Raw genomic sequence first — 16907 nt, 5'->3', positions numbered from 1 at the left:
CGGAGTTCTGGTATGCGGTGGGCCTGCATCCTCTTTCCCCAGTTCGCGCTTGATGGCGTGCTGCGCAACCGGCCAGATCCGGACGAACCCCTGGCGCTGCTGTCCGGACCGATCCAGCGGCGCATCCTGCGCGCCGTGAACCCTGCGGCCGCTGCCTTGGGGCTGCGGCCGGAGATGACGTTTACTGCTGCCCAAGCCATCTGCCCGCGCTTTGCGACCGCGGAGTACGACGAGACGGAGATCACGCGCCAGCACCAACTGGCCGCGACCTGGGCCTATAGCTTCAGCTCCCAGGTCAGCCTGCACTATCCATCCGCCTTGCTGCTGGAGGTGCAATCGAGTCTGCCCTTGTTCGGCCCCTGGCCACGCTTCGAAGCGCGACTGCGTCAGGAGCTGACCAGCCTCGGCTTTGTCCATCGCCTGGCCCTGGCCCCGAATCCGGTCGCGGCACGAGTGCTGGCCAACGCCGGCGATGGGCTAGTGGTACCGAATATGACAGGACTGCCGGAGGCGCTGCGCGACCTTCCGCTGCACCACCTCGGACTCACGCCGGAGCTGGTGCAGGCGCTCAATCGCATGGGATTACGCCAGCTGAGCCAGGTCCTGGCCTTGCCGCGCGCGCAGCTGGCGCGGCGCTTTCCAAAGGCCTTGCTGGAGCACTTGGATCAGTTGCTTGGCAGCAAGACGCTGCCCTTGAATTTCTTCCAACCGCCGACGACGTTTAGCCTCAGGATCGAGCTGAATTTCGAAGTGGAATCGACCCAGCCGCTGCTCTTTCCGCTGCGCCGCCTCACGGCGGATCTGGCGACATATCTAGCCGGTCGCGACATGGGCGTGCAGCGCTTCACTCTGCTGCTCGAGCATCGCCACGCGCCCACCACTCAGGTGGTGATCGGCCTGCTGGCCGCCGAGCGTGATCCGGCCCTGCTGTTCGAATTCGCCCGTGGCCGGCTGGAGCCCACCGTGGTCATTGAGCCGGTGCTGGCCATTGGCCTCGTTGCCGATGAATTGCCCAGCTACGTGCCACAACACACCAGCTTGTTCGACGAACGCCCTCAGCAGACTCTGAGCTGGGAACAGCTCCGCGAGCGTCTGCGCGCTCGGCTGGGCGATGACGCCGTGTACTCGATAGGCGCCCAGGGCGACCACCGTCCGGAGCAGGCTTGGCGCCGAGATGCGCCCTCGCTTGCCCTCGGCGCCCTGGGGCCGAATCCGCGCCCGGGCTGGCTGCTACCTGAGCCGATACCGCTGGAGGCGGATCCGCTGCGCATCGTGCGCGGCCCAGAGCGGCTCGAAAGCGGCTGGTGGGACGGCGGCGACTGCCGGCGCGACTACTTCGAGGTCGAGCTGCTGGATGGTCGCCGCGCCTGGGCGTTCCAGTCCGTGACCGAGGGCCCGGGCTGGTGGGTCCATGGATGGTTCGGATGAGCCCGGCCTATGCCGAGTTGCACTGCCTGTCTACTTTCAGCTTCCAACGCGGTGCATCCAGTGTCGATCAACTCGCCGAGCGCGCCCGGCAGCTGGGCTATGAGGCGCTGGCCATCACCGACGAATGCAGCTTAGCCGGCATCGTCCGAGCCTGGCAGGCGTCCCAACGGCACCAGGTGCGGCTGATCGTCGGCGCCGAGTTCCAGATTGTGCAGGGGCCGAAGGTAGTCCTGCTGGTCGAGGACCTGGTCGGCTACCAGCACCTGTGCCGGTTGATCACCCGAGCGCGCCGGCGGGCCGAGAAAGGTCGCTACCGGTTGCTGCGGGACGACCTGGACGAGGTCGAAGGCCTGCTGGCCCTGTGGCTGCCTGAGCGCGAGGTCCAGGCCGAACCCGGGCAGTGGCTGGCCGGACGCCTTCCCGGTCGTACCTGGATCGCTGCCGAACTGCACCTGGACGGCGATGACGCGGCGCGTCTGCGGCAATTACAGCAGTTGGGCGAGCAGCTGCAGTTGCCGCTGGTGGCCGCAGGCGATGTGCATATGCACTGTCGCGGCCGGCGTGCCCTGCAGGACACCTTAACGGCCATACGCCATCGCGTCCCCGTGGCCGAGGCGGGCCAGCTGCTGTTCCCCAATGGCGAACGCCACCTGCGTTCGCGGGAGGTCCTGGCGTCTTGCTATCCCTCCGCGCTGCTGGAGGAGACGATTCGTATCGCCCAGCGCTGCCGGTTCGAGCTGACGGAGCTGCGCTACCAGTATCCCAGCGAGGTGGTGCCGGCAGCCCATACCGCCACGTCCTGGCTCAGGCATCTCACGGAGCAAGGCTGCGCCTGGCGCTGGCCAAAGGGACTCTCGGATAAGCTGCGTGCCCAGATCGAGAAGGAATTGCGGCTGATCGCCGACAAGGGCTACGAGAGCTATTTTCTCACCGTCCACGACATCGTGAGATTCGCCCGCGAGCAAGGGATTCTCTGCCAAGGCCGGGGGTCGGCGGCCAACTCGGCGGTCTGCTTTGCATTGGGCATCACTGAGCTGGACCCGACTCGCATCAATCTGCTGTTCGAAAGGTTCATCAGTCACGAACGAGACGAGCCGCCAGACATCGATGTCGACTTCGAACACGAGCGGCGCGAGGAGGTGATCCAGTACGTGTTTCGACGCTACGGCCGCGAGCGTGCCGCCCTCACCGCCGTGGTCTCGACGTACCACGCGGCCGGGGCCATCCGCGACGTGGCCAAGGCGCTGGGCCTGCCGGCGGATCAGATCGGCGCCCTCGCCGATTGCTGTGGCCGCTGGACCGATACCTTGCCGCCCCCGGCTCGACTACGCGAAGCGGGCTTCGATCCGGATAGTCCCCTGCTCCATCGCGTGCTGGTGCTCACCGGCGAGCTGATTGGATTTCCAAGACACCTCTCCCAGCACCCGGGCGGCTTCGTCATTGCCGACCAGGCCCTGGATACCCTGGTACCGGTCGAGAATGCCGCGATGGCGGAGCGAACAGTGATCCAGTGGGATAAGGACGACCTGGATGCCATGGGCCTGCTCAAGGTCGACATCCTGGCCCTGGGCATGCTCAGCGCGCTACGTCGCTGCTTCGACCTGGTGAAGGGCTACCGCGGTCGCGAGTGGACGCTGGCCACCCTGCCCCAGGAGGACAAGCCCACCTATGACATGATCAGTCGCGCCGACACCCTGGGTGTATTCCAGATCGAAAGCCGCGCGCAGATGGCAATGCTGCCGCGTCTGCAGCCACAGACGTTCTACGATCTGGTGATCGAGGTGGCGATCGTTCGGCCGGGGCCGATCCAGGGCGACATGGTCCATCCCTACCTACGCCGCCGTAACGGCCAGGAAGAGGTCAGCTATCCGCCGAGGTTGGAACGGGTCTTCGGCCGCACCCTCGGCGTGCCGCTGTTCCAGGAACAGGTGATGGAGCTGGCCATCGAGGCGGCGGACTACTCACCCGGCGAAGCCGATCAGTTGCGCCGCTCGATGGCCGCCTGGAAGCGCCATGGTGGCCTGGAGCCCCACCGTGAGCGACTGACGACCCGGATGCTCGCCAACGGCTACTCCGCTGAGTTCGCCACGCGGATCTTCACCCAGATCGAGGGCTTCGGTAGCTATGGCTTTCCTGAGTCTCATGCCGCCAGCTTCGCCTTGCTGACGTACGCCAGTTGCTGGCTGAAATGTCACGAGCAGGCCGCCTTCGCCGCCGCCCTGATCAACTCGCACCCGATGGGTTTCTACAGCCCGGACCAGGTGCTGCAGGACGCTCGGCGTCACCGTATCGAAATCCGACCCGTCGATGCGAGCTGCAGCGACTGGGATTGCACGCTGGAGGCGGCGAGCCAGGGGATGCAGCCGGCGATCCGGCTTGGGCTACGGATGGTTCGCGGCCTTTCGGAGAAAGCGGGCCGAGCCGTGGAAGAGGCACGTCGGCGGCACCCCTTCCGCGACGTCGCGGACTTGTGCCTACGTGCTGACCTGGACAGTCGTGCTCGCGACTGCCTGGCCGATGCCGGCGCCCTGCAGGGGCTGGCTGGCCATCGCTTCCAAGCGCGCTGGAGCATGGCGGCGGTCGAACCGCAGTTACCGCTGTTCGCGGATGGCGTGGTCGTAGAGGAAGAGGTGTTGGAACTGGAGGCGCCCTCAGTCGGTGAGAACCTCTACGCCGACTACGCGGCCCTGGGTACCACGCTCGGTCCCCACCCACTGACGCTGCTGCGCCCCGAGCTCATGGCGAGGCGCCTGATGAGTTCCCGCGACCTAGCCGAGCGGCGCCATGGCCAACCCGCCCGAGTCGCCGGCCTGGTGGTCGGCCGCCAGCGGCCCGGGACGGCCAGTGGCATCACCTTCGTGACGCTGGAAGATGAGTTCGGCATGGTCAACGTGGTGGTGCGCAAGGACCTGGCCGAACGGCAGCGCCGAGACCTGGTTGCCTCTCAGCTACTGCGGGTCGACGGCACACTGGAGAATCGGGAAGGCGTCATGCACGTGGTCGCCGGACGGCTGCTGGACATTAGCGAGCTGCTGCAGGGCCTAGATGTGAGGAGCCGCGACTTTCGGTAGGTGATTCGTCGCCAAAAGCTCAGCACCGATCAATAGCCACCACAGGCATTGCTAAAGATTGATTGCCAATGGAGGATCGGTCGAATCACTATCTGATAATCAATAGTGGCACTATCGGGAATTTATCAAGCCACTTATCGAAGACGTCATATGCAGCATTGAGGATTGCGACCAAACCATAGAGGACGACCAAACACTTTTAACGGGCTACCAGTTAAACGAAGTAATATGCCAACGTTGCCGATATCAAATGGATCTAGTGGAGCCTGATGATTAGGCTCTTAAAGCCTTATGCAAATGACGCACTCACCTGCGTGCGCCCACCTAGTGAATTAGCGAGTTATCTAAAAGATGGCCTGCATCCCTGATAGGGATAGACTTCTCAATCGCCACGCGACCGAAAAATTTTAGTATCTGAAGCACAGTTTCGTACGATCCGGCAACGTCCAGTTGCTCATCGGGCAGCAATTCTGCCTCATGAGCGATGATATTTCTCGATTCCACAAGCTGCTCGAAAGATTTGAGCAGATCGTCCGGAAACCCTTGACCTAGCAGCTTTTTAAGCCTTTTTTGAATATCCTTAGGTGAACCGGCGGCCGCATTGGTAGCGGCTCGCGCCGCAAGACGACCTAACAGTTCATCTAAAGACTCGCTACCCAGAACTTCATCTAGCCGGATATAGCCTTTTTCTTCGTCACGACCAATAAAGCTATGCATAGCTTTATTATTGTGCAGAAAAAAAACATGGAAAAAATCGTACACTATAGACTCAAGATACGCCGCAGCCGTTACGAGCATCAAATTGGCATAGTGCTTTCGACTGGACTCGAATTTCCTCCAATAATGCTCAAGAATAGACTGATCTTTTGAGGTTACTTCTATGAGATTTCCCTCATCATCACAAGTATGATGCCGCAATCTTGATCTGAGGTATACGTAGATATGCTCCTTATCCCTCAGGAACTTATCAAATTCTTGATGCTGGCCTGGATCGATTATCAAAACCCCATGCCACTTACTCAGATCAAAGAACGGTTGCGAGCTCACGCTAATCAATTCCTCTCAATCAGAATCCGAAACAACAGCTCCGGCTTGAAACGGCTTCCACGTCTCTTCCGATGTGCCAGGCAAGCATCTTGCCAAGATCACCTGTTGTCCTACGCGTGGCTCCGCCGGCTTCATGGCCACATGACGGTAGGGCGTATGGTCGGGGATCCACATCGTCGAACTCTGGCTCCGATGGTATTCCCAGATGCCATACCCGTTCGACGTAGTCACCTGGCGCTCCAGGTTGATCACTCTCCCCGTTTCCAATCGAATCACCAGCATCTTGATAGCCCCTCCGCGAAGGCCAGCATCATAACCTGCCCGCTCTGATCATCAGACCGGAGGGCGACCTATGGCCAGATCAAGCCCGAAACCTAACCTCCTGAGACCTGAATAAGGTTTCCCGCTGACCCAACGCTTGCAATTTGCGACCTTGCCTGTCATCCCGTGCGAGGTCTCTCATGAAGCGCCCTTCCCTCTCCCAATCGCTCAGCATCGCAGCCTTCCTGGCCTTGTCCGGTGTGTGCCTCTACCTGTTACTGCAGCTCAAGCACGTCAATCGCGACCTCGACGCGGCGGCTGGCCAGGACATGGTTCAGGCCATCACCAAACGTCTGGACGGCGTGGAGGATCGCCTTGATCACTTCACCGGCAGCAAGCCCGTCCAGGACGCTGATTTCCGGGCGAGTCAGCAAGCCCTGTCCCAGCGGATCGATACGGCCCAGGCCCTGATGGTGGAGATCCAGCGCGCCAACCAATCGGCGCTCCAAGGCGTTGCCCAGGCCGCTGACCTGGTCGTGCTCGAGGCCAAGATCGAAGGCTTGCAGAACGACCTCGGGGAGCTGCGCAAGAAAACAGTGGAGCCTGCCAAGGCGCCACCGCCACTGATCGTTCCAAAACAGCGGCTCACACCGGTGGCGACGCGTAAGCATGAGTCGCCCAAGCCCATCGAGACGCCGCCCCCCTTCACCGTCGTCGGCATCGAGTACCGCGGCGGCGAGCGCTTTCTTTCCGTGGCCCCGCCCGGCAGCACCCAACTCAGCGAACTCTACCTGGTGCGTCCTGGCGACAACGTCGGCGGTACCCGCTGGCGACTGGTCCGTCTCGACGACCGCCAGGCGCAGTTCAGCGTCGATGGCACCACCCGCATCCTTTCCTTGAAGTAGAGGCAACCATGCGCCCCTCGTATTCCTTAATTCCGGCGAGCCTTGCGGTCGCCCTCTCCACGCTCTCCCCAATGACCATGGCTGCCTCGCAGGCGAACTCTGCCGAAAAGGAAAGCGACCAGCGCAGTAGCCTGGTCCAGCAGAACGACAGTGCCCTTGCCCAGGAATGGGGCCTGAGCAGCCAGGAATACCAGCGCTACCGCACCCTGATGCAGGGCAGCCGTGGTGTCTATTCCCCCGGCCTGGATCCGCTCACCGCCCTGGGAATCGAAGCCCAGTCCGACGCCGAGCGGCGGCGCTACGCAGAATTGCAGGTGCGCGCCGAGGCGCAGCGTGTGCAGAAGGAACTGGCCTATGAGCAGGCCTACCAAGAGGCCTGGAAGCGCCTCTATCCCAATCTGCAACCCATCCAGGTTGGTGGCGGTAATGCCCCCCTGGCCAGCCCTACTGTCCGAGGTAGCGGGCGCCTCGCCGTCTTCGTGACCGACAGCTGCGCGGCCTGTACCGAACGGGTCCAGGCCCTGCAGAACGCTGGCCAGCCCTTCGATCTCTATCTGATCGGCAGCCAAGGCGACGATGCCCAGATCCGCCACTGGGCCTTACTCGCCGGAATCGACCCGGCCAAGGTCCGCGCCCGGCAGATCACCCTCAACCACGACGGCGGCCGCTGGGTGCAGCTCGGCCTCGGTGGCGAGCTGCCCGCCGTTGTCCGCGAGGTGAATGGGCAATGGCTCCGGCAATGATCAAGGCGATTGGTGTCGGCCTGTTCCTGCAGGTGATGGCTCTGGGCGCGCTGGCGGCAGAGACTCCGCCGCCGGCCTATCAGTTGGCCGCGTACCAGGCGGGCATCCCTTCCGAGGTCCTGTACTCCGTCGCCCTGCAGGAGAGCGGTACTCGCCTGCGCCGCCATGGCCAGCAACTGGTGCCCTGGCCCTGGACCCTCAACGTCGCCGGAGCCGGCTACCGATTTGCCACCCGGGCAGATGCCTGCACGGCACTCCTGGTCGCGCTGCGGACAGTCGATGCCAAGCGCGTCGACGTGGGCATCGCTCAGATCAACATGGGCTGGAACGCAAGCCGCTTCGGTCGTGGCGTCTACCCCTGTGAAGCACTCAATCCCTACAAGAATCTCGAGGTCGCCGCGCGAATGCTGGCTGAACTGCGCGCCGAGGGCGGCAGCTGGATCAGCGTCGCCGGCCGCTATCACCGTCCCGCCGGCGGCGCCCCTGCCGCCCGGTACCGCGAAAAATTCGCCAAACACCTGAGCCGGATCACCGGCCTGACCTTGCTGGCCACCAATCCATGAAGCAGCTCCCTGTCGTGCTCGCCTTGCTCCTGCCGCTGGCCACCCAGGCCGCCACGCTGATCGTCGTCGAAGACCGCGGCGGTGCCTCCGCCCTGCCCTATTACAACCGCCTCAACCCCGAACCCGAGCCAAACCAGGCGCAGGGCCAACTGCCCTTGCCGTCCCCCAGCGCCGCCCTGGGCTTCCCAGTACGCTCGCCGCGGCTGAGCCCCGGTCCGGTCGAGGGCCGGGTGATCAACGCGCCCGGGCTGCAGCCCTTCTTCCTGGTCGGTGACGATGAGTTGTCACGGCGCTGGCTGGCCAGCCGCGGCGAAACCTTGCGGCGGCTCGGCGCTGCCGGCCTGGCCGTGAACGTGCCCAACGCCGAGCGATTGGCCGCTATTCGCAGCTGGGCCCAGGGCCTGGCCATCAGCCCTGTGTCCGGAGACGACCTGGCCAGCCGCCTCGGTCTCAGCCATTACCCCGTTCTCATCACCCCCACCGCCCTCGAGCAATAGCCGGAGATGCCCATGCCCAGCCCCCTCTCCCCTTTCTATACCCTGGTGATACGCATGCCCGAGAGCCAGGAAGCCCGCGCTGCGCTCACCGGGGACGTAAAGGTACTGATCAAGATGCACGGCGGGGAGGTCACTGGCCGCGCCCAGGGCGATGAGATGACCCTCTGCGAGCGGTTCGAAGCAGCGCTGCCCGACTGGCAAGCCGAGGAAATCCGCCAGGAGGTGGAAGCGCTAGCCCTGCAGCCGCAGCCGGCTGAGCGCGAGGCCCGCTAGCCATGGCGAGCAACCACGCCCTGGACACCCTGCTGCGTCCGGCAGTGGAGCTGTACACGGTCTTCGTGTGCCTGGCCATGGCCTTCCTGTGCGTCTTCGCGCCCTGGACAGTCGCCCTGACGCCGCTGTTTGGCCTGGTCACTGCCGTGGCCTTCCTGGTATTTGGCGCCTACCGCTTTCGCCAGGCGCTGCGCGTGCTGCGCTATCGGCGCAACATCCGGCGGCTGTCCTTCTACAGCATGACCAGCAAGGAGATCCCGGTCAGCAACGAGCGGCTGTTCATTGGCAAGGGGTTTCGCTGGGAGCAGAAGCACACCCAGCGCCTGCTCGACACCTACCTGCCGCAATACGCCCCTTACGTCGAGCCGTCGGAATGGACCAACATGGCCCGGCGCCTCGAGGCGCGCCTGGAATTCGCGCCCTTCCCGCTCACCCTGCTGGCCAAGGCCACGGCCTGGGACAACCCCTGCAATCCCTTCCGGCCGCTGCCACCCGTGGGCGGCCTACCGCGGCTGCACGGCATCGAACCCAACGAGCACAACGTCAGCCTGCCGCTGGGCGAGCGCAACGGGCACACCTTGGTAATGGGTACCACTCGGGTGGGCAAAACACGAGCGGCTCAACTCTTCATCAGCCAGGACATCCGTCGCAAGCGCCGTCGGCGCCGGGCGCCGGTGCAGATGGGACGGCGTACCCAACGGCCACATCGCTGGTCTCGCCGCCGTTCGGCTGACATGCCGGATGCGGCCAATGACAGCGAGTACGAACACGAGGTCGTCATCGTCATCGACCCCAAGGGGGACGCTGACCTACTCAAGAGCATGTGGCTCGACTGCAAGCAAGCCGGCCGCTTGAACGAGTTCTACATCTTTCACCTGGGCTGGCCCGACCAGTCCGCACGCTACAACGCCGTGGGCCGCTTCGGCCGGATCTCGGAGGTCGCCACCCGCATCGCCGGCCAGCTCTCCAGCGAGGGCAACTCGGCGGCGTTCAAGGAATTCGCCTGGCGGTTCGTGAACATCATCGCCCGGGCCCTGGTCGCCCTCGGCCGGCGCCCGGACTACCTGCAGATCCAGCAGCACGTGATCAACATCGAGGGGCTGTTCCTGGAGTATGCCCAGAAATACTTCGACGAGCATGATCCCAGGGCCTGGGAAAAGATCATTGCCATCGAGAGCAAGCTCAACGACAAGAACGTGCCCTTCAACATGAAGGGGCGGCCGTTGCGCGTTATCGCCATCGATCAGTACCTGAACCAGACTCGGGTGCTGGATCCAGTCATGGATGGTCTGAGATCGGCTGTCCGCTACGACAAGACCTACTTCGACAAGATCGTCGCCTCGCTCCTGCCGCTGCTGGAGAAGCTCACCACCGGCCGCATGGCCGAGCTGATCGCGCCGGACTACCAGGATGTCAACGATCCGCGGCCGATCTTCGATTGGATGCAGGTGGTGCGTAAACGCGCCGTCGTCTACATCGGCCTGGACGCCCTGTCCGACACCGAGGTCGCTGCGGCGGTGGGCAACTCGATGTTCTCCGACCTGGTCTCGGTAGCGGGCCACATCTACAAGTACGGCATCGATGATGGCCTGCCCGGGGGCGGGAGCGGCAAGGTCACCATCAACTTGCACTGCGACGAATTCAACGAACTCATCGGTGACGAGTTCATCCCGATGATCAACAAGGGCGGCGGCGCCGGCATGCAGGTGACCGCCTACACCCAGACCCTGTCCGACATCGAGGCCAGGATCGGCAACCGTGCCAAGGCCGGGCAGGTGATCGGTAACTTCAACAACCTGCTCATGCTGCGGGTTCGCGAGACGGCAACGGCAGAGCTGCTCACCAATCAGCTACCCAAGGTGCAAGTCTTCACGGCGACGCCGGCCAGCAGCGCGAGTGATGCCGTCAACGGCAAGACGGCCTTCACCTCCAATACCCACGACCAGGTCAGCGCTACCAGCGTGCCCATGCTGGAGCCCGCACACATCATCGGCCTACCGAAAGGGCAATGCTTCGCCCTGATGGAGGGCGGCAACCTCTGGAAAATTCGTCTACCGCTGCCGGCGAACGACCCCGATGAGGTGATGCCCGCCAGTCTGCAAGAGCTGGCGGCCAAGATGCGCAAGTCCTACGAGGTCGGCCAGGCCAACGGCAGTGAATGGTGGGAGGCACCCGGGCAGCGTCATGTCGCGGACGATCTGCCGCTGGATCTGCAGGACGATTTCAAGAGGATGACCCAGGGGGCGGAGGATGCGGCATGACCACCGGCCTTGAACATGCCCGCCTCGTCGCCCTGGGCGCCGCCTGGCTGCGCCGGCAGGGCTTTCCTATCGTCGCCACCGAGCTGCGTTGCTTCGGCTCGCGCGAGCAACCGGATGTGCTGGGCTTTCGCAGCCACTGCTCGACGCTGATCGAAGTGAAGACCAGTCGCGGGGACTTCCTGGCTGATCGCAAAAAGCCCGAGCGCGCCGCCGGCGGCCTGGGCCTGTATCGCTTCTATCTCTGTCCCGAAGGGCTGCTGCAGGTGGCTGATCTGCCACCCGGCTGGGGCCTGCTGGTGGCCATCGGTAGCCGGGTGACCGAGATCGTGCGACCGCGCGGCAACCTCTGGCCACCAGCCGGACAGGCGGCCGGCACCGAGTGGGAGGCCTTCCAGCACCAACCGGACATGGCAGCCGAGCGACAAGCGCTCTTCTCCATCGCCCGGCGCGCCAGCGCTACTCCGCGAGGATGCCGATAATGGCCGACGTCGCCCAACGGGCCCAGCAGCAGCAGGTCAAGGAGCAGACCTTCATCGGGTCGCTGATGGCCTTTCCCTTCCATTTCCTCGGCGTCATGTTCGCCTCGCTGTTCGGCGCCATCCTGATCGACTGGCTGTGCCTGTATTTCCTCTGGCCCGAAGCCGGCTGGCACCACGCCAAGGCGATGCTCGACCATGAGCTGGCCTGGCTGTCCCAGGGCTTCTTGACCAGCGTGGTGGTCCAGGAACCCGGACGCACCGCGGCCTGGCTGGTGCAGCTGCTCTATGACTGGCTGTTCGTAAAGACCGGCGTGATCCAGTGGCTGACCGGCATGCAGCAGCTCGCCGCGGCCGGCCCGCGCGGTGGGCTGGATCTGCGCTACCTGGCCGCGCAGAGCGTCACCACGGTGCAGACCTATGGCCTATCGGCCCTCTTCACCATCCTGGTGTTCTGCGTGCGGCTGGTGATCCTCACCCTAGCCGTGCCGCTGTTTGCGATGGCGGCCCTAGTCGGCTTCATCGACGGCCTGGTGCGGCGGGACATCCGCAAGTTCGGCGCCGGTCGCGAGTCGAGCTACTTCTACCACAAGGTCCGCAGCACCATGCTGCCGCTCGCCTTGCTGCCGTGGTCGCTCTACCTCGCCCTGCCCATCAGTGTGAGCCCGCTCCTGGTACTTCTACCGTGCGCGGCGCTGCTGGCCCTGTCGGTGAACCTCACCACCAGCAGCTTCAAGAAATACCTCTGACCCGGAGACCTACGATGATGCGTCTGACCTCCCTGCTGCTCAGCTCTATCCTGCTCACCACCACCCTGCCGGCCCTGGCCGCCAGCGATCTGCAGGTCGGCTTCTCCCCCGCCGTCGGCGGCCCCTCGGCGCTCGACGTGGTAACCCAAGGCATCGACTCTGCCCACCGCCAGATCCTGGTGGCGGCCTACAGCTTCACCAGCAAGCCCATCGCCACTGCCCAGGTGGCCGCGAAGAAGCGCGGTGTCGACGTCGAGGTGGTAGCCGACGAGAAGGCCAACGGTGGCAAATATTCCGCCGTGACCTTCCTGGCCAACCAGGGCGTGCCGGTACGGCTCAACGGCCACTACGCGATCATGCACAACAAGTTCATGGTCATCGATGGCCAGGCGGTGGAGACGGGCTCATTCAACTACACCCAGGCCGCCGCCGAGCCCAACGCCGAGAACGCGCTACTGCTGCGCAACGTGCCGGACCTGGCGCGGGCCTATACCCAGGACTTCCAGAAGCTTTGGAACGAAGGCCAGCCGCTCAGCCCACGCTATTGAGCCACCGTACTTCGCCGTAGGCGATTTCCATAGACTTGATGCAGGGGTGGTATTGAAACCCCGGGAGCCGACTATGCAATGGACCGACGAGCAGGCGCCCGTCATCGCCTCGAATGCCCGCAAATTGCTCATCCAAGCGTTCGCCGGCACCGGCAAGACCACCACCCTGGAGGGCTACGCCAGTGCCCATTCCGACGTGAAGATGCTCTACCTCTGCTACAACAAGTCAGTGGAGATGAAGGCCAAGAACCGCTTCCCGCGCAACGTCACCTGCAAGACCGCCCACGGCCTGGCCTATGCGGTCTACGGCACCCAGTACCAGCACAAGCAGGCCGGCAACCTGCGCATCACCGAGGTCGCTCGGGTGCTGGACACCCAGGACTGGGAGCTGGCCCGGGATGTCGTCAACACCCTGAATACGTTCATGGCCAGCGCCGACATGGCCTTGGACGGCCGCCACTTCACCCGCTTCGAGGGTCGAGGCCTGACGCCGCTGCAGGAGCGGCGCGTCACCCCAGGTGGTGGGCCTGGCCATCAGCGTCTGGAAACGCATGATCGACCTGCAGGACAAGAGCGTGCAGATCACCCACGACGGCTACCTCAAGCTGTACCAGATGAGCCGGCCGGACCTCTCCAACCGCTTCGGCGCCATCCTGCTCGACGAGGGCCAGGACGTGAACCCGGTGATCGCCGACCTGGTGCAGCGGCAACGTACCACCCAGGTGATGGTGGGCGACCGTCACCAGCAACTCTATCGCTTCCGCGGCGCCGAGGACGCCCTGAGTGCGCCCTGGATGGCCGATGCCGAGAAGCACTACCTGACCCAGTCGTTCCGCTTCGGCCCCGCGGTGGCTCACGTGGCCAACGTCATCCTATCGTTCAAGGGCGAGGCGGTGAAGCTACAGAGCCTTGGCCAACGCACCCTGGTGAAGCGATCGCTGCCGGAGGATCTTCCTCACCGCACCTGGTTACACCGCACGGTGAGTGGGGTGATCGAGAACGCCTTGCGCCTGGAGAAACAAGGTGACCAGCGGATGTTCTGGATCGGCGGGATCGACAGCTACTCGCTGCGCGAGCTCGAGGATCTGTTCCAGTTCAGCCGGGGACGCAATGACTTGGTGCAGCAAAAGAAGCTCCTGAAGGACTACCGCGACTACGAGCAGTACCAGGAAATCGCCCAGGCGACCCAGGATCCAGAGATGCAACGCTCGGTGCGGATCATCGAGGCCTATTTCGATCTGCCCAAGCGCATCGAGCAGCTCCGCCGCTGCGCGGTGGCGAGCGAGCTGGACGCCACCGTGACCCTGACCACGGCACACAAGGCCAAGGGCCTGGAGTGGGATTATGTTGGGCTCTACGACGACTTCAGCGCGGACCCACTCGCCCCCGAGATCGACCGGGCCAAGCGCGACGATGAGTTGAATCTGCTCTACGTCTCGGTGACCCGGGCCATGCAGATCCTGGCGTTGAACTCGCTGGTGATCGACATCATGCAGCGGTACAAGGAGCTGCATGGAAGCCTGGTTCAGTAGCCGTACCTATCCTCTATTTATTTGCGGCGAGTTTTCCAGAGGCCAAACCCGCCGCCCAAGAGGAAAGCAATACCGAACACCAAGTAAGCGCTTCTCAACTCCTCGAGTTCGCCGTTGATATCCTGTCTGTTCAAGCCTGGCAGGCTAGTTTCCATGGTGAAGCCCCAGTAAAGAAACGCAATTCCGCAGAACACAGAAAACCAACTCAAAAATTTCCACATAGCTAATGATTGCCTCGCTTTAATCAGATTTCTGCGCAGTAGCTGATAAATCACACGAAAAGTCCAGTGATAGTACGTTAATGCTCTGCACAGTTACCGGGTGGCCGTTGCGTATGCTTTCGGACATGGCGAGGCTGTCGACAGGGCAGGAACTCATGGCGGTAACAGAGGAGTCGACGGCAAACCTCATCTCCACCGCATGAGGTTGCGGTGTATCAGTGGACGCCTTCGGACCTACGCTGGCTCTGCCGAATACGGTCGCCCACCGCCCCTGCGATACGCCGACGCGGCTTCTGCTTGTGGCGGAGATAGTCGGATCGGCACTGATCGAACAGCTCGGCCGCGGCCGTCAGCAGTTGCTTGCCCTGCGGAGCAGTGATCCGGTCGAGATCGAGCAAAGCCAGAATGTAGCCTTCGAGCTGACCGTACAGCCTAGCCAGGTGGCCTAGCCCCATGATGGCCATTGCCTGAGTCAGCTCCCGCCATCGTTGTTTGGCTTCTTCGGGGAGAAACGCAATCTCGGTCATACGACCTCCCGTGATTTCCCAGATGACCATGGGAACAGGCGTTTCGTTCGCGCCTGGTTCCTAACCTCCTAGCCTCCAAATGCGGTTAAGCCTGGCAAGGGCAAAGACGCAGATCCGACGATGGCCACCCCATCGAACTGGAGGCTGCTCATGTCCCCTGTCCGCTTCGAGTACCACACCGAGTTCGCTCCGCTGACCTACCGCGTCCAGGAACGTGGCTGGCTGCTGTTCAAGCAGGAGATCCAGAGTGGCACCCCAGACATCGCAGCTTTCCTGGCGTCGACCGAGCGCCGTGCTCGGCTGGATGAACTCGGCGCCCAGGGCTGGGAGCTGGTCAGTGTCCAGCCCGTGCTGGAGGGCCGCGCCCAGGTCGGGGCGCAGACCGCTCAGGGCAACCAGGGCTGGGGCGTTGGCTACGCCGTGCCCATCGGCTTTCTGCTGTTCTTCAAGCGCTCGATCGTTCAATCAGAAAGTCAATAACCATGCGGGTTTGCAACCTCTCAGGGTGGAGATATGGTTTCCCGCTGACCTCGCTTTTCGCCCTCAGCATGCACCCGCTAGCCCAGGGCCCAGCTGTGAAACTGTCCTCCTACCCTCGTAAGCCATTCGGTCATTTCGGTCTTGCCGTCGTGCTTGCTCCCGGCGAGCCTGGTCCAGCGCTACCGATTTCAACGTCTTGATCAGCCAACTGAGTGCCGTCGAGGCGGACTCCCAGCGCCACGTCAAAACAGGGCTCCTATGGCTCGTTTTTTACGATTATTTCAGGAAAATGTGCGACTGGAAAATTAACAGAGCGTGCAATAAAACACTTTTTAGAAGCGACCCCATGCAAATCTCTGGCTCTTTCGACGTCAGCCCCGTACGCCAACACCACTGTTGGCCTCAAAATAGCGCTTGTGAACTGGCCTCCTCCTCCAGAGACCTCAGTCATAGTTCCTTCCGCGTTGTCCACATAGGAAACTACAACTAAACCGGCTTTGGCACAAAGATTGAGGTACCAAAGTTTATGGCATGCCGCTAAAGATGCCAAAAGCAATTCCTCTGGGTTCCAGCATGCCGGGTCACCTCGAAAGCTGGGGTCGGAAGATCCTTCTATCCGCTGTTTACCCTCAGCCTGAATCACATGTGAACGGCTGTAGCTTTCGTAAGAGGAAGTACCTGCTCCGTTATTACCAGTCCAAGTCACCTTGACAGAATACTTGTGAATTTTATCGGTCACTTCCGCCTCCCAATCGTAACAATTCAGAAAAAACCTGCTCAAGCCGATGATAGCAGGGATATTGCAAATTTCATCGGAGCGCCTCGAACCGATTACGATCGAAGCCATTATTCAAGCGCCTAAAGCGCTTCAGGCTAAGTAAATGCCTCGACTGTGAACGCTTTGGTAGGCCGGACAGCTATCTAGGTAAGGCCGATAGGCATCTAGCCAACCTCTCCTTTGTTTACCCACAGGAGAAGGCTAGAGCAGCCACATCGACAATGAATTCCTAGAGCGTCCGACGCCTTGCTGAACACCGCCCCTACAGCTGCATTAGCTAACGAAAGGGTTCGCTTAAGCCCATGACAAAAGGCATCGACTACTAACCGAAACTAGACGACTGCCCAAGGACAGCCAGCTATGGCTATTAGGCGCGCCTTGCCGTGATCGGCTTCTGTGCGCCACGAACATCCATCGTCGGTGCCTGCGCGAGCTGGGTCTGATTCTGATTGCTGTTCTGTAGCGGTCTTGTCACCCCTTAATAAGACCCCCACTAATTATTATCACGCTAAAGACAAGACCGTTCGTCCGAACCAATAACTTTGGT

15 protein-coding genes and 1 pseudogene are annotated in these 16907 nt (G+C 62.5%); 13 read left to right on the top strand and 3 right to left on the bottom strand.

What is annotated here, in order from left to right:
• The first annotated feature begins 12 nt into the window (after positions 1-12).
• Together QZ471_RS02685 and QZ471_RS02680 are read left to right on the top strand one after the other, a co-directional pair.
• Positions 13-1428, top strand: a complete 1416-nt coding sequence (locus tag QZ471_RS02685) for a DNA polymerase Y family protein (RefSeq protein ID WP_295460771.1) — start codon at positions 13-15, stop codon at positions 1426-1428.
• Positions 1404-4499: an error-prone DNA polymerase gene (locus QZ471_RS02680; RefSeq protein WP_295460770.1), complete on the top strand. Its 3096-nt coding sequence runs from the start codon at positions 1404-1406 to the stop codon at positions 4497-4499. Before QZ471_RS02685 ends, QZ471_RS02680 begins: the two co-directional genes overlap by 25 nt.
• A 324-nt stretch (positions 4500-4823) precedes the next feature.
• On the opposite strand, the gene QZ471_RS02675 is transcribed toward QZ471_RS02680, so the two are convergent.
• Positions 4824-5546 (bottom strand): hypothetical protein, encoded by a 723-nt coding sequence (locus QZ471_RS02675; protein WP_295460769.1) that lies wholly within the window; start codon positions 5544-5546, stop codon positions 4824-4826.
• Positions 5547-6007: 461 nt separating this feature from the next.
• Between QZ471_RS02675 and QZ471_RS02670 the strand changes: the two genes are divergently transcribed.
• From QZ471_RS02670 to QZ471_RS02625, 10 genes and pseudogenes are all read left to right on the top strand, one after another.
• Positions 6008-6712 carry a hypothetical protein gene (locus QZ471_RS02670; RefSeq protein WP_295460768.1) on the top strand — a complete coding sequence of 235 codons (705 nt, stop codon included), beginning with the start codon at positions 6008-6010 and terminating at the stop codon, positions 6710-6712.
• Between the two features lie 71 nt (positions 6713-6783).
• The gene (locus QZ471_RS02665; RefSeq protein WP_295460767.1) at positions 6784-7455 is read left to right on the top strand and encodes a TIGR03759 family integrating conjugative element protein; all 672 of its coding nucleotides are present in this window, start codon (positions 6784-6786) and stop codon (positions 7453-7455) included.
• Complete coding sequence (locus QZ471_RS02660) at positions 7440-8018, top strand: transglycosylase SLT domain-containing protein (RefSeq protein WP_295460766.1); 579 nt, start codon at positions 7440-7442, stop codon at positions 8016-8018. The genes QZ471_RS02665 and QZ471_RS02660 overlap by 16 nt, the downstream gene beginning before the upstream one ends.
• Entirely contained in the window at positions 8015-8515 is a 501-nt protein-coding gene (locus QZ471_RS02655) for an integrating conjugative element protein (RefSeq protein WP_295460765.1), read from the top strand. Before QZ471_RS02660 ends, QZ471_RS02655 begins: the two co-directional genes overlap by 4 nt.
• Before the next feature lie 12 nt (positions 8516-8527).
• A complete protein-coding gene (locus tag QZ471_RS02650; RefSeq protein WP_295460764.1) occupies positions 8528-8788 on the top strand; it encodes a hypothetical protein in 261 nt (86 codons plus the stop codon).
• Positions 8789-8790: 2 nt separating this feature from the next.
• On the top strand, positions 8791-11049 hold the full coding sequence (gene traD, locus QZ471_RS02645; RefSeq protein ID WP_295460763.1) for a type IV conjugative transfer system coupling protein TraD: 2259 nt from the start codon (positions 8791-8793) through the stop codon (positions 11047-11049).
• Positions 11046-11528 (top strand): hypothetical protein, encoded by a 483-nt coding sequence (locus QZ471_RS02640; RefSeq protein ID WP_295460762.1) that lies wholly within the window; start codon positions 11046-11048, stop codon positions 11526-11528. Before traD ends, QZ471_RS02640 begins: the two co-directional genes overlap by 4 nt.
• Positions 11528-12274, top strand: a complete 747-nt coding sequence (locus QZ471_RS02635) for a TIGR03747 family integrating conjugative element membrane protein (RefSeq protein ID WP_295460761.1) — start codon at positions 11528-11530, stop codon at positions 12272-12274. The genes QZ471_RS02640 and QZ471_RS02635 overlap by 1 nt, the downstream gene beginning before the upstream one ends.
• A 14-nt stretch (positions 12275-12288) precedes the next feature.
• Positions 12289-12822, top strand: a complete 534-nt coding sequence (locus QZ471_RS02630; protein ID WP_295460760.1) for a phospholipase D family protein — start codon at positions 12289-12291, stop codon at positions 12820-12822.
• A 73-nt stretch (positions 12823-12895) separates the two neighbouring features.
• Positions 12896-14354 (top strand): annotated as a pseudogene (locus tag QZ471_RS02625) (UvrD-helicase domain-containing protein).
• A gap of 436 nt (positions 14355-14790) precedes the next feature.
• Here the strand turns inward: QZ471_RS02625 and QZ471_RS02620 are convergent.
• Complete coding sequence (locus QZ471_RS02620; protein WP_295460759.1) at positions 14791-15102, bottom strand: hypothetical protein; 312 nt, start codon at positions 15100-15102, stop codon at positions 14791-14793.
• A 150-nt stretch (positions 15103-15252) separates the two neighbouring features.
• Between QZ471_RS02620 and QZ471_RS02615 the strand changes: the two genes are divergently transcribed.
• Positions 15253-15582 (top strand): hypothetical protein, encoded by a 330-nt coding sequence (locus QZ471_RS02615; protein ID WP_295460758.1) that lies wholly within the window; start codon positions 15253-15255, stop codon positions 15580-15582.
• Between the two features lie 256 nt (positions 15583-15838).
• Here QZ471_RS02615 and QZ471_RS02610 read toward each other — a convergent pair whose 3' ends face one another.
• Positions 15839-16321, bottom strand: a complete 483-nt coding sequence (locus QZ471_RS02610) for an OsmC family protein (protein WP_295461449.1) — start codon at positions 16319-16321, stop codon at positions 15839-15841.
• Positions 16322-16907: the final 586 nt, after the last annotated feature.

The sequence above is a fragment of the uncultured Pseudomonas sp. genome (genome assembly GCF_913774235.1).
Lineage (GTDB): Bacteria > Pseudomonadota > Gammaproteobacteria > Pseudomonadales > Pseudomonadaceae > Chryseomonas.
Note: the sequence above shows the minus strand (reverse complement) of the source record. Positions and strands in the feature narration are given on the sequence as shown.

Bases quoted from the DNA above. Each gene is read 5' to 3' on its own strand.
- QZ471_RS02685 (WP_295460771.1), top strand. From the start codon at position 13: ATGCGGTGGGCCTGCATCCTCTTTCCCCAGTTCGCGCTTGATGGCGTG.
- QZ471_RS02670 (WP_295460768.1), top strand. From the start codon at position 6,008: ATGAAGCGCCCTTCCCTCTCCCAATCGCTCAGCATCGCAGCCTTCCTG.
- QZ471_RS02665 (WP_295460767.1), top strand. From the start codon at position 6,784: ATGACCATGGCTGCCTCGCAGGCGAACTCTGCCGAAAAGGAAAGCGAC.
- QZ471_RS02660 (WP_295460766.1), top strand. From the start codon at position 7,440: ATGGCTCCGGCAATGATCAAGGCGATTGGTGTCGGCCTGTTCCTGCAG.
- QZ471_RS02655 (WP_295460765.1), top strand. From the start codon at position 8,015: ATGAAGCAGCTCCCTGTCGTGCTCGCCTTGCTCCTGCCGCTGGCCACC.
- QZ471_RS02650 (WP_295460764.1), top strand. From the start codon at position 8,528: ATGCCCAGCCCCCTCTCCCCTTTCTATACCCTGGTGATACGCATGCCC.
- traD (WP_295460763.1), top strand. From the start codon at position 8,791: ATGGCGAGCAACCACGCCCTGGACACCCTGCTGCGTCCGGCAGTGGAG.
- QZ471_RS02640 (WP_295460762.1), top strand. From the start codon at position 11,046: ATGACCACCGGCCTTGAACATGCCCGCCTCGTCGCCCTGGGCGCCGCC.
- QZ471_RS02635 (WP_295460761.1), top strand. From the start codon at position 11,528: ATGGCCGACGTCGCCCAACGGGCCCAGCAGCAGCAGGTCAAGGAGCAG.
- QZ471_RS02630 (WP_295460760.1), top strand. From the start codon at position 12,289: ATGATGCGTCTGACCTCCCTGCTGCTCAGCTCTATCCTGCTCACCACC.
- QZ471_RS02620 (WP_295460759.1), bottom strand. From the start codon at position 15,102: ATGACCGAGATTGCGTTTCTCCCCGAAGAAGCCAAACAACGATGGCGG.
- QZ471_RS02615 (WP_295460758.1), top strand. From the start codon at position 15,253: ATGTCCCCTGTCCGCTTCGAGTACCACACCGAGTTCGCTCCGCTGACC.